At 69.0% G+C, this 14,711-nt stretch carries 11 protein-coding genes; 4 read left to right on the forward strand and 7 right to left on the reverse strand.

Features of this window, described 5'->3' with window-relative positions:
- Nucleotides 1-5: 5 nt before the first annotated feature.
- Both HIR79_RS02685 and HIR79_RS02690 read right to left on the reverse strand, forming a co-directional pair.
- Complete coding sequence (locus HIR79_RS02685) at nt 6-722, reverse strand: LrgB family protein (protein ID WP_169956621.1); 717 nt, start codon at nt 720-722, stop codon at nt 6-8.
- On the reverse strand, nt 715-1,074 hold the full coding sequence (locus HIR79_RS02690) for a CidA/LrgA family protein (RefSeq protein WP_169956623.1): 360 nt from the start codon (nt 1,072-1,074) through the stop codon (nt 715-717). The genes HIR79_RS02685 and HIR79_RS02690 overlap by 8 nt, the downstream gene beginning before the upstream one ends.
- A gap of 231 nt (nt 1,075-1,305) precedes the next feature.
- Between HIR79_RS02690 and HIR79_RS02695 the strand changes: the two genes are divergently transcribed.
- The gene (locus tag HIR79_RS02695; RefSeq protein ID WP_169956625.1) at nt 1,306-2,358 is read left to right on the forward strand and encodes a class I fructose-bisphosphate aldolase; all 1,053 of its coding nucleotides are present in this window, start codon (nt 1,306-1,308) and stop codon (nt 2,356-2,358) included.
- A 78-nt stretch (nt 2,359-2,436) separates the two neighbouring features.
- On the opposite strand, the gene tkt is transcribed toward HIR79_RS02695, so the two are convergent.
- Nucleotides 2,437-4,431, reverse strand: coding sequence for a transketolase (gene tkt, locus HIR79_RS02700; RefSeq protein WP_169956626.1), 1,995 nt, complete (start codon nt 4,429-4,431; stop codon nt 2,437-2,439).
- A gap of 228 nt (nt 4,432-4,659) precedes the next feature.
- Here tkt and metK point away from each other — a divergent pair, with 228 nt between their 5' ends.
- Nucleotides 4,660-5,880 (forward strand): methionine adenosyltransferase, encoded by a 1,221-nt coding sequence (metK, locus tag HIR79_RS02705; RefSeq protein ID WP_169956627.1) that lies wholly within the window; start codon nt 4,660-4,662, stop codon nt 5,878-5,880.
- Between the two features lie 102 nt (nt 5,881-5,982).
- The gene (gene ahcY / locus HIR79_RS02710; protein ID WP_169956628.1) at nt 5,983-7,392 is read left to right on the forward strand and encodes an adenosylhomocysteinase; all 1,410 of its coding nucleotides are present in this window, start codon (nt 5,983-5,985) and stop codon (nt 7,390-7,392) included.
- On the opposite strand, the gene HIR79_RS02715 is transcribed toward ahcY, so the two are convergent.
- Nucleotides 7,393-8,328 (reverse strand): AEC family transporter, encoded by a 936-nt coding sequence (locus HIR79_RS02715; RefSeq protein ID WP_169956629.1) that lies wholly within the window; start codon nt 8,326-8,328, stop codon nt 7,393-7,395.
- Between the two features lie 181 nt (nt 8,329-8,509).
- On the opposite strand from HIR79_RS02715, the gene metF reads away from it, so the two are divergent.
- Nucleotides 8,510-9,352, forward strand: coding sequence for a methylenetetrahydrofolate reductase [NAD(P)H] (gene metF, locus HIR79_RS02720; protein WP_169956630.1), 843 nt, complete (start codon nt 8,510-8,512; stop codon nt 9,350-9,352).
- A gap of 105 nt (nt 9,353-9,457) precedes the next feature.
- On the opposite strand, the gene HIR79_RS02725 is transcribed toward metF, so the two are convergent.
- From HIR79_RS02725 to HIR79_RS02735, 3 genes are all read right to left on the reverse strand, one after another.
- Nucleotides 9,458-11,653 (reverse strand): TRAP transporter permease, encoded by a 2,196-nt coding sequence (locus HIR79_RS02725; RefSeq protein ID WP_169956631.1) that lies wholly within the window; start codon nt 11,651-11,653, stop codon nt 9,458-9,460.
- Between the two features lie 91 nt (nt 11,654-11,744).
- The gene (locus HIR79_RS02730) at nt 11,745-12,728 is read right to left on the reverse strand and encodes a TAXI family TRAP transporter solute-binding subunit (protein WP_169956632.1); all 984 of its coding nucleotides are present in this window, start codon (nt 12,726-12,728) and stop codon (nt 11,745-11,747) included.
- A 276-nt stretch (nt 12,729-13,004) separates the two neighbouring features.
- Nucleotides 13,005-14,711, reverse strand: coding sequence for a Na/Pi cotransporter family protein (locus HIR79_RS02735; protein WP_169956634.1), 1,707 nt, complete (start codon nt 14,709-14,711; stop codon nt 13,005-13,007).

A 14,711-nucleotide genomic window follows, 5' to 3' on the forward strand; every position in this document is an offset into this window, starting at 1 on the left:
GCACTTCAGCCGACGAGTCCCGGCAGCCGCCAGGCCAGCGGCAGCAGCAGGGCGGTGAGGATACCGGTGAGGCTCATGCCCAGGGAGGCGAAGGCGCCGGCGGTGGGGCCGATCTCGAAGGCGCGCACCGTGCCCAGCGCATGGCCGTTGATGCCCAGGGTGAGCCCGAGCAGGCGCTCGTCACGGATGCCCAGCCAGCGCGAAAGCAGTTCCACCCCGGCGATGGCCACCACGCCGGTCAGCAGCAGGCCGCCCATCATCAGCGCCACCGAGCCGCCGAGCTGCTCGGTGATCCCGATGGCGATGGGCGCGGTGACCGACTTCGGCGCCAGCGAGGCGAGCACCTCCGGCGAGGCCCCCAGCAGCCAGGCGATGGCCACTGCGTAGAGCGCGGCCATGCCGGCGGCCACCGGCAGGCAGACCAGCAGCGGGCGCCACAGGTCGCGGATATGGCCCATCTGCTGATAGAGGGGCAGCCCCAGCGCCACGGTGGCCGGGCCCAGCAGCAGCATCAGCCAGCCGGCGCCCTCCCGGTAGTCGGCGTAGTCGATGCCGGCCAGTGCCAGCACGCCGGCCAGCAGCAGGGCGGCCACCAGGATCGGCGGGCACCAGCTCGGCGCGCCGATCAGGCGGAACAGCCGGTCGCCGGCGAAGTAGGCGGCAAGGGTCAGAGCGATGGCTAGCAGTGGGGTGTCCAGCAGGTGGTCGAGGAGCTCACTCATGGTCGAGGCCCTCCCTGCCCATCAGGCGGCGCATCAGCCACAGGGTGGTGAAGACGCTGAGCAGGGTGCCCCCCACCAGGGCGCCGAGGATCGCCGCCCACTGCCCGCCGAGGGTGTCGAGGATGAAGAAGACGCCGACGACCCCGGGCATGATCAGCATGGCCAGCACGCCGATCAGTGGCCGGGCGGCGGCGGCGATATCGCTGGATACCGTGCCGCGCAGCATCAGCCAGGCGGTGAGCAGCAGCATGCCGGCCACCCCGGCGGAGACCGGCAGGCCGGCGAGGGTGACCAGCACATCGCCGAGCAGCAGGAAGCCCAGCAGCCAGAGAAAACCGCGCAGAACGGCCATCGATGATCCTCGAGAGTGACAACGGCAGAGATCGAGCATGTTAGCACGCTAGCGGTGTGTCGGCCGCGATCCGCCGTCGCACCTGCGGCCGAGGCACCGGCCGGGAGCGGTCGCTAACCGCGGGGCCCTTGTCCTCTGCTGGCGACAGGTTGCAAGGCCCGACCCGCGGTGGGTACGGTCATCCACTACGCTGGGAAGAGCGACGTCAACCCGACCAAGGAGAGGAACGCCATGACCGATATCGCCAACTGGCTCGGCGACGAGGCCGAGTCCCTGCTGACCCACCAGTGCCGGGGCATCCCTCGGGAGAGCCTCTATCTGCCGGGGCCCGACTTCGTCGGCCGGGTGGTGGCCGACAGCGACCGCGGCCCCGCAGTGATGCGCAACCTGCAGGCGCTGTTCGACCACGGCCGCCTGGCGGGCACCGGCTACCTCAGCCTGCTACCGGTGGACCAGGGCATCGAGCACTCCGCCGGGGCCTCCTTTGCGCCCAACCCCGCCTACTTCGATCCGGCCAATATCGTCGAGCTGGCCATCGAGGGGGGCTGCAACGGCGTGGCCTCGACGCTGGGCGTGCTGGCCTCGGTGGCGCGGCGCTACGCCCACCGCATCCCGATGATGCTCAAGCTCAACCACAACGAGACCCTGAGCCATCCGGCGATCTACGACCAGACGCTCTTCGCCCAGGTCGAGCAGGCCTTCGACATGGGCTGCGTGGCGGTGGGGGCGACCATCTACTTCGGCTCCCACGAGAGCCGCCGCCAGATCATGGAGATCAGCGAGGCCTTCGCCCGGGCCCACGAGCTGGGCATGGTCACGGTGCTGTGGGCCTACCTGCGCAACCCGGCCTTCAAGCACGAGGGCACCGACTACCACGTGGCGGCGGACCTCACCGGTCAGGCCAACCATCTGGCGGCCACCCTCAAGGCCGATATCGTCAAGCAGAAGCTGCCCGAGACCAACGGCGGCTACCGGGCCGTCGGCTTCGGCCACACCCACGATCGGGTCTACGACGCCCTGACCACGGATCACCCCATCGACCTGGCCCGCTACCAGGTGGCCAACTGCTACATGGGGCGCGCCGGGCTGATCAACTCCGGCGGCGGCTCCAAGGGGGCCTCCGACCTGGCCGAGGCGGTGCGCACCGCGGTGATCAACAAGCGCGCCGGTGGCATGGGGCTGATCTCCGGGCGCAAGGCCTTCCAGAAGCCCATGGATGAGGGCGTGGCCCTGCTGCACGCCATCCAGGACGTCTACCTGGATCCGACCGTCACCGTCGCCTGAGCGCCGCCTCGACCCCACGGGCATGAAAAAGGGCACGGCCTCTCGGCCGTGCCCTTGATGTTGCGTGCCTCGCGACGCTCAGCCCTCGAGCAGCTCGCTCGCCTGCTTGACCACGTTCTCGACGGTGAAGCCGAAGTGCTTGAAGAGATCGCCGGCCGGGGCGGATTCGCCGTAGGTGCTCATGCCGATGATGCGCCCCTCCAGGCCCACGTACTTGTGCCAGTAGTCGCGGTGGCCCGCCTCGATGGCGAGGCGCTTGGTCACGGCCCTGGGCAGCACGCTCTCGCGGTACTCGGCCTCCTGGCCGTTGAAGCGGTAGGTGGAGGGCATGGAGACCACGCGCACAGCGCGGCCCTTGGCCGCCAGCTCGGCGGCGGCGTCCATGGCCAGGCCGACCTCGGAGCCGGTGGCGATCAGGATCAGCTCCGGGGTGCCCTCGCAGTCCTTGAGCACATAGCCGCCGCGCTGGATGTTGGCCAGCTGCTGTTTGGTGCGCGCCTGGTGGGGCAGGTTCTGGCGCGACAGCACCAGGGCGGTGGGGCCGGAGTTGCGCTTGAGGGCGGCATCCCAGGCCGCGGCGGTCTCGGCGGCGTCGCAGGGGCGCCAGGTCGAGAGGTTCGGCGTGGAGCGCAGGCTGGTCAGCTGCTCGATGGGCTGGTGGGTCGGGCCATCCTCACCCAGGCCGATGGAGTCGTGGGTGAAGACGTAGATGGCGCGCTTGCCCATCAGCGCCGCCATGCGCACGGCGTTGCGCATGTACTCCATGAAGATCAGGAAGGTGGCGCCGTAGGGGATGAAGCCGCCGTGCAGCACGATGCCGTTCATGATGGCGCCCATGCCGAACTCGCGCACCCCGTAGTGCAGGTAGTTGCCGTCCGGGGTCTCCGGGGTGATCGCCTTCGCGCCGTCCCAGAAGGTCAGGTTGGAGGGGGCCAGGTCGGCGCTGCCGCCGAGCAGCTCGGGCAGCTGCGGGCCCAGCTCGTTGAGGCAGTTGAAGGAGGCCTTGCGGCTGGCGATGGTCTCGCCCTTCTGCTGGGCCTGCTCGATCAGCGCCTCGCTCTTGAGCTCGGCGGGCAGCTTGCACTGCATGCGGCGCAGGAACTCGCGAGCCAGCTCCGGATGCTCCGCGCGGTAGCGCTCGAAGCGTGCCTGCCACTCGCTCTGGGCGGCGCGGCCCGGCTCGCGAGCGTCCCACCCCTGATAGATGGGCTCGGGGATATGGAAGGGCGCGTGGGGCCAGTCGAGCTGCTTGCGGGCCAGGGCCACCTCGTCCTCGCCCAGCGGGGCGCCGTGACACTCCTCCTTGCCCTGCTTGTTGGGAGAGCCGAAGCCGATGATGGTCTTGCAGATGATCAGGCTCGGCCGGTCGTCGTGGCTCTTCGCCAGCTCGATGGCGGCCTTGATCTCCTCGGGCTTGTGGCCGTCGACGTTGGGCACCACGTGCCAGCCGTAGGCCTCGAAGCGCTTGGCGGTGTCGTCGGTGAACCAGCCCTCGACCTCGCCGTCGATGGAGATGCCGTTGTCGTCGTAGAAGGCGATCAGCTTGCCCAACTGCTGGGTGCCGGCCAGGGAGCACACCTCGTGGGAGATCCCCTCCATCAGGCAGCCGTCGCCGAGGAAGCACCAGGTGGTGTGGTCGACGATGGTGTGGCCCGGGCGGTTGAACTGGGCGGCCAGGGTCTTCTCGGCGATGGCCATGCCCACGGCGTTGGCCAGGCCCTGGCCCAGGGGGCCGGTGGTGGTCTCGACGCCCGGCGCATAGCCGAACTCCGGGTGGCCGGCGGTCTTGGCGTGGAGCTGGCGGAAGCTCTGCAGCTCCTCGAGGCTCAGGTCGTAGCCGGTCAGGTGCAGCAGCGAGTAGAGCAGCATGGAGCCGTGGCCGTTGGAGAGCACGAAGCGGTCACGATCGGCCCACTTGGGGTCTTCCGGGTTGTGCTTGAGGTAGTCGTTCCACAGCACCTCGGCGATGTCGGCCATGCCCATGGGCGCGCCGGGGTGGCCGGACTTGGCCTTCTGGACGGCATCCATGGAGAGAGCGCGAATGGCGTTGGCCAGTTCGAATCGTGACGGCATTGGAGAGCTCCTCGCCTGCGGCAGAATAAGGGTAATGGCCACCGCCGGCGGACAGCGGGGCATGCAGTCTGGCTGGGTGAGTCGCCGCGGGACGCGTGCGGCGCGATGGAATTCGGTGTCATATTGTCGCCGACTTGACGCCCGGCATCAAATCGTGGATGCCCCGCCAGGCCCCAGCGTGTAGACTCTTGCCCCCTAAAGACTGCTTCACACTCGGTCGAGGACGCCATGAGCGAATACTCCCTGTTTACCTCCGAATCCGTCTCCGAGGGTCATCCCGACAAGATCGCGGACCAGATCTCCGACGCGGTGCTCGACGCCATCATCGCTCGCGACAAGCAGGCCCGGGTGGCCTGCGAGACGCTGGTCAAGACCGGCGTGGCCATCGTCGCCGGCGAGATCAGCACCTCGGCCTGGGTCGACCTCGAGGCGATCGTGCGCGAGGTGATCACCGGCATCGGCTACACCTCCTCGGACGTGGGGTTCGACGGCGAGACCTGCGGCGTGCTCAACCTGATCGGCAAGCAGAGCCTGGACATCGCCCAGGGGGTCGACCGCAGCAAGCCCGAGGATCAGGGCGCCGGTGACCAGGGGCTGATGTTCGGCTACGCCACCAACGAAACCGACTCCTTCATGCCGGCGCCGATCCACTATGCCCATCGCCTGGTGGAGCGCCAGGCCGAGCTGCGCAAGCACGGCCTGCTGCCCTGGCTGCGCCCCGACGCCAAGAGCCAGGTCACCTTCCGCTATGACGACCGGGGCAAGCCCTGCGCCGTGGACGCCGTGGTGCTCTCCACCCAGCACGATCCGGGCATCGACCAGGACGAGCTGCGCAAGATGGTCAAGCGCGAGATCATCGAGCAGGTGATCCCCGCCGAGTGGCTCTCCGAGCACACCCGCTACCACATCAACCCCACCGGCAAGTTCGTGATCGGCGGCCCCGTGGGCGACTGCGGCCTGACCGGGCGCAAGATCATCGTCGACACCTATGGCGGCATGGCGCGCCACGGCGGCGGTGCCTTCTCCGGCAAGGATCCCTCCAAGGTGGACCGCAGCGCCGCCTATGCCGGCCGCTACGTGGCCAAGAACATCGTCGCCGCGGGCCTGGCCGACAAGTGCGAGATCCAGGTCTCCTACGCCATCGGCGTTGCCGAGCCCACCTCGGTCTCGGTCAACACCTTCGGCACCGGCAAGGTGGATGACGAGCGCATCATCGCGCTGGTGCGCGAGCACTTCGACCTGCGCCCCCATGCCATCACCCGCATGCTCGACCTGCTGCATCCCATGTACCAGCTCACCGCGGCCTACGGCCACTTCGGTCGCGAGCCCTTCGAGACCTCCTACCGCTGGACCGACCCCCAGGGCCAGGAGCACATCGAGACCTTCACCGCCTTCCCGTGGGAGAAGACCGACCGCGCCAGCGCCCTGCGCCAGGCCGCCGGCCTCTGAGCCTGGCGACGTGCTTCGACCCCCTCTGACGCCCGGCCTGCGCCGGGCGTCGTCGTTGTGGCTATAGTGAAGATCACCCCATTCCCTGCGAAGAGGTGATCCATGAACCAGCCCGCCGTGACCACGCCCGCCCGCCAGGACTTCAGGGTGGCCGACCTCGCCCTGGCCGAGTGGGGGCGTCGCGAGATCCGTATCGCCGAGACCGAGATGCCGGCGCTGATGGCGATCCGCGCCAAGTATCACGATGCCCGGCCGCTGGCGGGGGCGCGCATCGCCGGCTGCATCCACATGACCATCCAGACCGCGGTGCTGATCGAGACCCTCATCGACCTGGGCGCCAGCGTGCGCTGGTCGTCGTGCAACATCTTCTCCACCCAGGACCACGCCGCCGCGGCCATCGCCGCCGCCGGCATCCCGGTGTTCGCCTGGAAGGGGGAGACGGAGGCGGAGTTCTGGTGGTGCATCGAGCAGACCGTGGCGGGCCCCGAGGGCTGGACCCCCAATCTGGTGCTGGACGACGGCGGCGACCTCACCGCCCTCTTGCATGACAAGCGCCCGGACCTGCTCGACGCCATCCACGGCATCAGCGAGGAGACCACCACCGGGGTGCATCGGCTCGAGGAGATGCTGCGCGACGGCCTGCTGCGGGTGCCGGCCATCAACGTCAATGACGCCGTCACCAAGTCGAAGAACGACAACAAGTACGGCTGTCGCCACTCGCTCAGTGACGCCATCAAGCGCGGCACCGACCACCTGTTGGCCGGCAAGCAGGCGCTGGTGGTGGGCTATGGCGACGTGGGCAAGGGCTCGGCGGCTTCGCTGCGCCAGGAGGGGATGATCGTCAAGGTGGCGGAAGTCGACCCCATCTGCGCCATGCAGGCCTGCATGGACGGCTTCGAGGTGGTCTCGCCCTACCGGGAGGGCGTCAACCGCGGTCGCGAGAGCATCGACCGGGCGCTGCTCGGCCGCATCGACCTGGTGGTCACCGCCACCGGGAACATCGACGCCTGCGATGCCCCCATGCTCGAGGCGCTCAAGCCGGGGGCGGTGGTGTGCAACATCGGCCACTTCGACAGCGAGATCGATACCGCCTTCATGCGCCGCCAGTGGCACTGGGAGGAGGTCAAGCCCCAGGTGCACAAGGTCTATCGCGACAGCACGCCGGGGGATTTCGACCCCGAGAGCCGCGACTACCTGATCCTGCTCGCCGAGGGGCGGCTGGTGAACCTGGGCAACGCCACCGGCCACCCGTCTCGGGTGATGGATGGCTCCTTCGCCAACCAGGTGCTGGCGCAGATGCACCTCTACCAGGGGCGCTTCGCCGACCTGCCCGAGGAGGAGAAGCCCGAGGCGCTGGCGGTCACGGTGCTGCCGCGCCACCTCGACGAGGAGGTGGCCCGCTACATGGTGGAGGGCTTCGGCGGGGTGATCACCCGCCTGACCCCGGCCCAGGAGACCTACAGCGGCGTGCCGGCCGAGGGCCCCTACAAGCCCGACAGCTATCGCTACTGATCACAACCCGGCCAGGCGCATCATCAGCGTCAGGTAGAGCGGTATCAGCAGCGGCGCGGCCAGGGTGGTGGCCAGTACGGCCAGCGCCCCCTTGGCCGGGGCAATGCCGAGCTCCATGGCCACCACCACCACGTTGGCGGCCATGGGCACCACCCCCAGCAGCAGGATCGCCAGCGCCAGCTCCGGCGACAGCGGTGCAAGCGCCTGCAGCCCCAGCACCGCGGCCAGCGCCAGCAGCGGCCAGGCCACGCAGCGCACCGCCACGCAGGCCCCGATAAAGCGCGGATCAATCTCGCGGATGGTCACGCGGCCGAGGGTCATGCCGATGATCATCATCCCCAGCAGGGTGTAGGTGGCGGGGAAGACCGCCAGTCCCTCCATGGCCGCCGCCGGTACCGCAAGGCCCAGGCCGCTGACCAGCAGGGCCGCCAGGAAGGCGTAGACCAGCGGCAGCCGCAGGATCTTGGCCAGGCTCTCGCCTACCGAGAACTGGCCGCGGGCGGAGAGGTAGAAGCCCACGGTGAACTCGTAGAGGGTGATGCCCAGCACGCAGAAGAGGTAGAGGGTCACCCCCTCGGGGGGCAGCAGCACCATGGCCACCGGCAGGCCGAAGTACCCCGTGTTGCCGGTGCCGGCCGAGAAGGCCAGCAGGGCGCTCTCCTGGGGGGCGAAGGCGCGGCGCGTCAGGCGGTGCACGATCACCGCCAGCAGGCTGGCGGTGGCGAAGGCGGCCAGGGTCAGCAGCAGGTATCCGGGCGTGGGGCCGCCCAGCACCAGGCCGCGGAAGAAGGTCAGCGGCGCCACCAGGTAGATGAGCAGGGTCGCGATGGGGCGCGGATCCACCGAGAGGCGGCGGGCGGCCAGCCAGCCCAGCAGGATGTAGGCCAGCAGGGTCCAGAGCGGGCCCATCAGCGTGGTGGGATCGAGCGCGGTCATCGGGCCTCCCTATCGGTTGTCGGCATCCCTGTCAGAGCGCATCATGCCTGCCGATGGCGTCGCTGTCAGCGACCCAACATGAATGAAATTGATACAGGCCCGCCGGAACTTTCATTGGCCGACGGCGCCGGCGCTCGTCAGAATGGTGGCCAATCACGACCTACGACACAGAGGTGGCATCATGAGCGCGCAGGAACATCCGCTGGGTATCAGCTTCGAGTTCTTTCCCCCCAATACCGAGGCGGGGCGCGAGAAGCTGGCCGGCGTGCGCGATGCCCTGGCGGCCCGCGGGCCGCGCTTCTTCTCGGTCACCTATGGCGCCGGTGGCTCCACCCAGGACCGCACCCTGACTACCGTGCGCCAGGTGCGCGAGAGCGGCATCTCCACCGCGCCGCACCTCTCCTGCATCGGCAGCGAGAAGCAGCCGCTGCGCGAGCTGCTGGCCCGCTACCGCGAGGAGGGCATCGATAGCCTGGTGGCCCTGCGCGGCGACCTCCCCTCGGGCATGGGGGGCATCGGCGAGCTGCGCTATGCCAACGAGCTGGTGGAGTTCATCCGCGAGGAGACCGGGGACCACTTCGAGATCGCCGTGGCCGCCTACCCGGAGTCTCATCCCCAGGCGCCGAGCTTCGAGCGGGACCTGGAGAACTTCGCCCGCAAGATGCAGGCCGGCGCGAACCTCGCCATCACCCAGTACTTCTTCAACGCCGACGCCTACTTCCACTTCGTCGAGCGGGCCCGCGCGCTGGGGGTCGAAGCCCCCATCGTGCCGGGCATCATGCCGATCACCAACTACGCCAAGCTGGCGCGCTTCTCCGACGCCTGCGGCGCCGAGATCCCGCGCTGGATCCGCAAGCAGCTCGAGGCCTACGGCGACGACAGCGCCTCCATCGCGGCCTTCGGCGAGGAGGTGATCTCGCGCCTCTGCCAGCGCCTGCTCGACGGCGGCGCCCCGGGCCTGCACTTCTACACGCTGAACCAGGCCGAGCCGAGCCTGAAGATCCTCGACAATATCGTCGGCTGAGCCTCGGCTCGTCGGCTGCCAACGCAACGGGGCCCCGCCATGGCGGGGCCCCGTTGCGTTTCCGGCAGGGTTGGCGGAAGGCCGCCCCGCAGGGCGGCAGCAGGGTCAGCCGCTTTCGGCCGCCTGCGGTGCGCCACTGCCGTGCAGCTTGCGCTGCATCATGAACAGCGCGGCGCCGATGGCGAGGCCGGCCACATCCGTGTAGATGCCGCCATAGATCATGAACATGGCGCCCACGAACATCACCAGGCGCTGCCACAGCTTCACCGGCCCGAAGAACCACGCCTGCACCACGCCCGCCAGCAGCACGATGCCCAGGGTGGCGGTGATGCCGACCCGCAGGATCTGCGGCCAGGTGCCTTCCATCAGCATCGCCGGGCTGTAGAAGAACATGAAGGGCACGATGAAGGCGGCCAGGCCGATCTTGAAGGAGGCCACCGAGGTGCCCATGGCGTTGTCGCCGGAGATGCCTGCCGCGGCGTAGGAGGCCAGCGCCACCGGCGGGGTGATCGCCGAGACCACCGCGAAGTAGAACACGAAGAAGTGCGCCACCAGCGGCTGGATGCCGATGTTGATCAGGCCCGGGGCGACCACCGAGGCGGCCACCGCATAGGCCGCCGTGGTCGGCATGCCCATGCCCAGCAGGATCGAGATCAGCATGGCGAAGATCAGCGCCAGCAGCTGGCTGACCCCGGCCAGGCCCAGCAGCAGCGAGGAGAAGCGCGCCCCGACGCCGGTCAGCGAGATCACGCCGACGATGATGCCCGCACAGGCGCACACGGCGATGATCTGGATCGACATGGTGCCGGCCAGCTGCAGCGCCTTGAGGATCTCGCGGATGCCCATCTTGTTGGGGGAGATCCAGCTCACCACGGCGGCCGCGGCGGTGGCCAGGGTGCCGGCGCGGATCACCGAGTAGCCCATGAAGAGGGCGGCGATCAGGATGATGATCGGCGCGAACAGGTAGACCTGCTTGACCAGCTTCGAGAACAGCGGGATCTCGTCCTTGCGCATGCCGCGCATGCCCTTGCGGGCCGCCTCGAAGTCCACCATGCAGTAGACCGAGAGGAAGTAGAGGATGGCGGGGATCAGCGCCGCGACGGCGATCTCGGTGTAGGGGATGCCGGTGATCTCGGCCATGATGAAGGCGCCGGCGCCCATGATCGGCGGCATGATCTGCCCGCCGGTGGAGGCGGCGGCCTCGATGGCCCCGGCGCTACGGCCCGGATAGCCCACCTTCTTCATCAGCGGGATGGTCAGCGAGCCGGTGGAGACCACGTTGCCGGCGCTGGTGCCGTTGATCATGCCCATCAGGCCGGAGGCGAAGATGGAGACCTTGGCGGGGCCGCCCCGGGCGCGGCCGGCCGCGGCGAAGGCGAAGTTGACGAAGTAGTCACCCACCTTGGAGGCCTGCAGGAAGGCCGCGAAGATGATGAAGAGGATGATGTAAGTCGACGAGACCGCGGTGGTCGGCCCCAGTATACCGGTGTCGGTGTAGAGCTGGCTGAAGAAGCGGTTGAACGACAGCCCCGGGTAGCCCAGGAAGCCCGGCAGGTAGGGGCCGGCCCACACATAGGCCAGGAACAGCGCGGAGATCACCACCAGCGCCATGCCGGCGACGCGGCGGGTCAGCTCGAGGATCAGCAGCGAGCCGGCCAGGGCCGCATAGGAGATGCCGATGGGGGCGAAGGAGGTGCCGGTGGAGGCGCGCAGCGGCGTGCCGAAGATCAGGATCAGGTAGCCCGCAACGCCCATGGCGCAGAGCATCAGCACCAGGTCAGGGGGGGAGAGGCGCTGGCGCACCTGGCGGTAGGTCCAGGAGAGCAGGATGGCGGCGCTGGTGGCGAAGATCAGCGGATAGCCGTAGTGCCAGGCCTCGATCGCCGGGTCGATGCGCATGGCGCCGCCCGCGATCATCTGGTTCATGCGCCAGACCTGGAAGAGTGCATAGCCGGCGGGTATCAGCAGCGCGTAGCTGATCCAGCCGAGCCAGACCGGCGACTGCTTGACGCTGCCCTCGCCGGCGAAGCGGGTGCCGGTGTAGAGCGCGAAGCCGAGGATCAGCGCACCGGCGATGTGCACGATGCGGAACGACCAGGTCTCCATCGGATAGACGTTGAGCGAGACCAGGTGGAAGGAGGCGTAGATGATGGCCAGGGCGCCGAACAGCAGCCACTGCCAGCCGACGTAGAGGCGCCGGTTGGACTCGACGATTTCCTCGTCGATGCCCTCGGCGATCGTCTCGGGCGCGTGAGCGGCGGGGTCCTCGTCGCCGTGGCGCGGGTCGGGAGTATGGTTCATGGGACGTTTACCCTTGGATGGGGACGGCTTGGGGACGACAAGCCCCGCGCCGGCACTGCCGGGGCGGGGCGGGATGTGCCAGTGGGCGGGCTTAGTTGATCAGCGACTCGTCGATCTCGTAGCCGTTCTCCTGGTACCAGCGCGCCGCACCCGGATGGAAGGGCAGCACGGTGTTGTGCACGACGTTCTCCGGGATGGAGGTCTCGGCGGAGCGGTGCACGTTACGCATCTTGTCGTTGTTCTCCATGGTCACCTTGGTGACTTCATAGATGAAGTCCTCCGGCAGATCGCAGCGGGAGATGGCGAAGTTCCACATGGAGACGGCGCGGGCATCCTCCTCCAGGGTGCTGTAGGTGCTGGCGGGAATCCAGAACTCGGAGACCGGGAAGTTCTCCAGCACGGTGTCCATCTCCTCCTCGGTGAACTCGATGATGTTCACGTTGGTCTGCACCTCGAGCTGGCTGACGGCCGGGATCGGGATGCCGGCGGCAAAGGCGATCACGTCCAGCAGGCCGTCCTGGAGCTGGCCGCCCAGGTCGGACCAGCCGCCGTTGCGGCGCTGGAAGTCGACGCCCAGGGTCTCGAGGATGGCCGGGAAGTAGGTGTCGGAGGTGGAGGCCGAGGGGCCGAAGCCGATGCGGGCGCCATCCGGGATGTCGGAGATGCTGGTGATGCCGGTGCTGGACAGCGCGGTGATGGAGAACGGGGTCTCGTACATCGGGAAGAGCGCGCAGACGTTGTCCATGGGCACGCCGGGGGCCAGCGGGCTCTCGCCCTTCACCGCGTCGGAGGCGGGGCCCATGGTGGTCAGGCCGAAGGAGATGTCGCCGGTATGCACCAGTGCCAGGTTCTGGGTCGGGCCGCCGGTCACCTCGCCGCCGCCGGAGATGCCCAGCTCGTCGGCGACCAGGTTGGCCCAGCCGGAGCCGTAGACGTAGTAGGTGCCGCCTTGGCTGGCGGTGCCCACGGTGAAGTTGGAGGGCCAGTCGCTGCGGTCGGCCTGGGCGGCCGCGGCGGCGACCAGCAGGGAACCGGCGACGGTGCCGGCGAGAAGCTTGGTGGAGAGGTGACGCATGGCGTGACTCCGTTGCATGTTGTCGTTGGTAAACCTGGCCCCGGGGCCCGGAAGGGTGCCTGTAGTCTGGCAGCTCCTCCGGTACCCGCCGGTGCCGGGCGGGGTGTTCATTCAACGATATTCATGGCAAGCGGTGGGCCATTGGCTGGAAAGAATTTCTATTTCAATTACTTGAAATCTTCGCCTTCGACCATGGTCGAAGCGCCGCGGAGGTGCCCAGGCTGGAAAACCGCACGCCGGGCGGGGTGAGCATGTGCGGAAATCCGCACAGCGGGTTCAGGCGGGGGCCAGGGCCCCCATCAGGCGCGTGGCCTGGTGCAGGTCGTTCATCAGCGAGGAGGCCAGCCAGGGGTCGAGGCGGTGCTGGCGCAGGCGCTCGGCCAGGGCCTGCTGCCAGTGCTGGCGAACCTCGTCGATGGGCGAGGTGACATCCGCCGAGTCGGGGGCGGCGGCCAGGCGGTTGAGGCCCTGGGCCAGGGCCATTCGGATATCGTCATGGGCCTCGCGCAGGGGGCTGGCCGGGGCGGCATGCCGCATCAGGCTGCGCTGCAGCACCTCGCCGAAGCGCACCGCCTCCACCATGCGCAGGGTGCGGGCATAGAGGCTCTCGAGCCTGGCCTGCTGCGCCTCGGTGAGCGGCATGTCGAGCCGTGCGTAGAAGTCGAGGATCTCCGCCATCAGCGGCTTGATCTGCTCATGGTAGCGGGCGTTGACCATCGGCCAGGCGGTGGTGTCGATCCGCGCCTTGACCACCTCCCGAGAGGGCGGATGGCCGATCACCTCGGCGCTGGGCATCAGGATCGCCGAGCAGAGCAGGTGGTAGGCGCGGCGGTTGAGCCGCTGGCACTCCTGCTCCATGGCGGCCAGTGCCGTGTCGGCGTGCTCCAGGGCGTTGGTGTTCAGGTAGCGGGCCTGGGCGGGAGGGATCCGCGAGGGCTCGGGGAAGAATCGCTCCAGGCGTGCGGCGAGCCGTGGGATCAGCGGCAGCATCAGCACGATGCCGAGCAGGTTGAAGAGGGTGTGGAAGAGGGCGAGCTTGAGCGGCCAGGCATCCGTGGCCAGGCCGATCAGCTCGCCGAGCTCGTCCACCAGCCAGGCCAGCGGCACCAGCAGTGCCAGGGCCACGGCGGCGGTGGCCAGGTTGAACACCACGTGGGCCCCGGCCAGCCGTCGCGCCGCGGCACCGGCGCCCAGCGCCCCCAGCACCGCGGTGACGGTAGTGCCGACGTTGGCGCCGATGGCGATGGCCAGGGCCGGCAGGTAGGGCAGCTGTCCTCCCGCCAGGGCCGCCAGGGTGATCAGCAGGGTGGCGTGGCTCGACTGCATCACCACCGTGGCCACCACCCCGAACAGCACGAAGAGCGGCCAGTGCCAGGCGCTGTCGCCGGCCAGGCCGTCCAGGGAGAGGCCGTCCTGCCACGCCTCGAAGCCCAGCTTCATGAAGTCGATGCCCAGAAACAGCAGGCCGATGCCCAGCAGCACCCCGGCCGCTGCGGCGCGGCCATCCTTGAGCACCCGGGAGCCGAGCAGCCCGAGGGCCAGGAAGGGCATGGCGAACTGAGCGAGATCGAAGCGCAGGCCGAAGCCGGCGATCAGCCAGGCCCCGGTGGTGGTGCCGAGGTTGGCCCCGAACAGCAGGGCGATGGCGCCGGGCAGGGCGACGAGGCCCGCCCCGACGAAGGAGAGCGAGAGCAGGGTGACCAGGGAGCTCGACTGCACCAGCGCCGTGGCGGCGGCCCCCACCCCGATGGCGCGAAGCGGGTGACGGGTGGCGGTGTGCAGCCAGCGGTCCAGGGTGCCGCCGGAGAGGCGCTTGATGGCGTCGCCCAGGTGGGTCATGCCCCACAGGAAGAGGCCCAGGCCGGCGGCCAGGGTGGCGAGATCCAGCCGTGCCAGCAGCAGCGCCGCGGCCGCGGCCAGCCCGAGCAGCTCGAGATGATGGCGCCGCGACAGCAGCGCCTGTGCCACTCCCTGGCGGGTCAA

The sequence above is a fragment of the Halomonas sp. PGE1 genome (assembly GCF_013000985.1).
In the GTDB taxonomy this organism is placed as follows: domain Bacteria; phylum Pseudomonadota; class Gammaproteobacteria; order Pseudomonadales; family Halomonadaceae; genus Halomonas; species Halomonas alkalicola.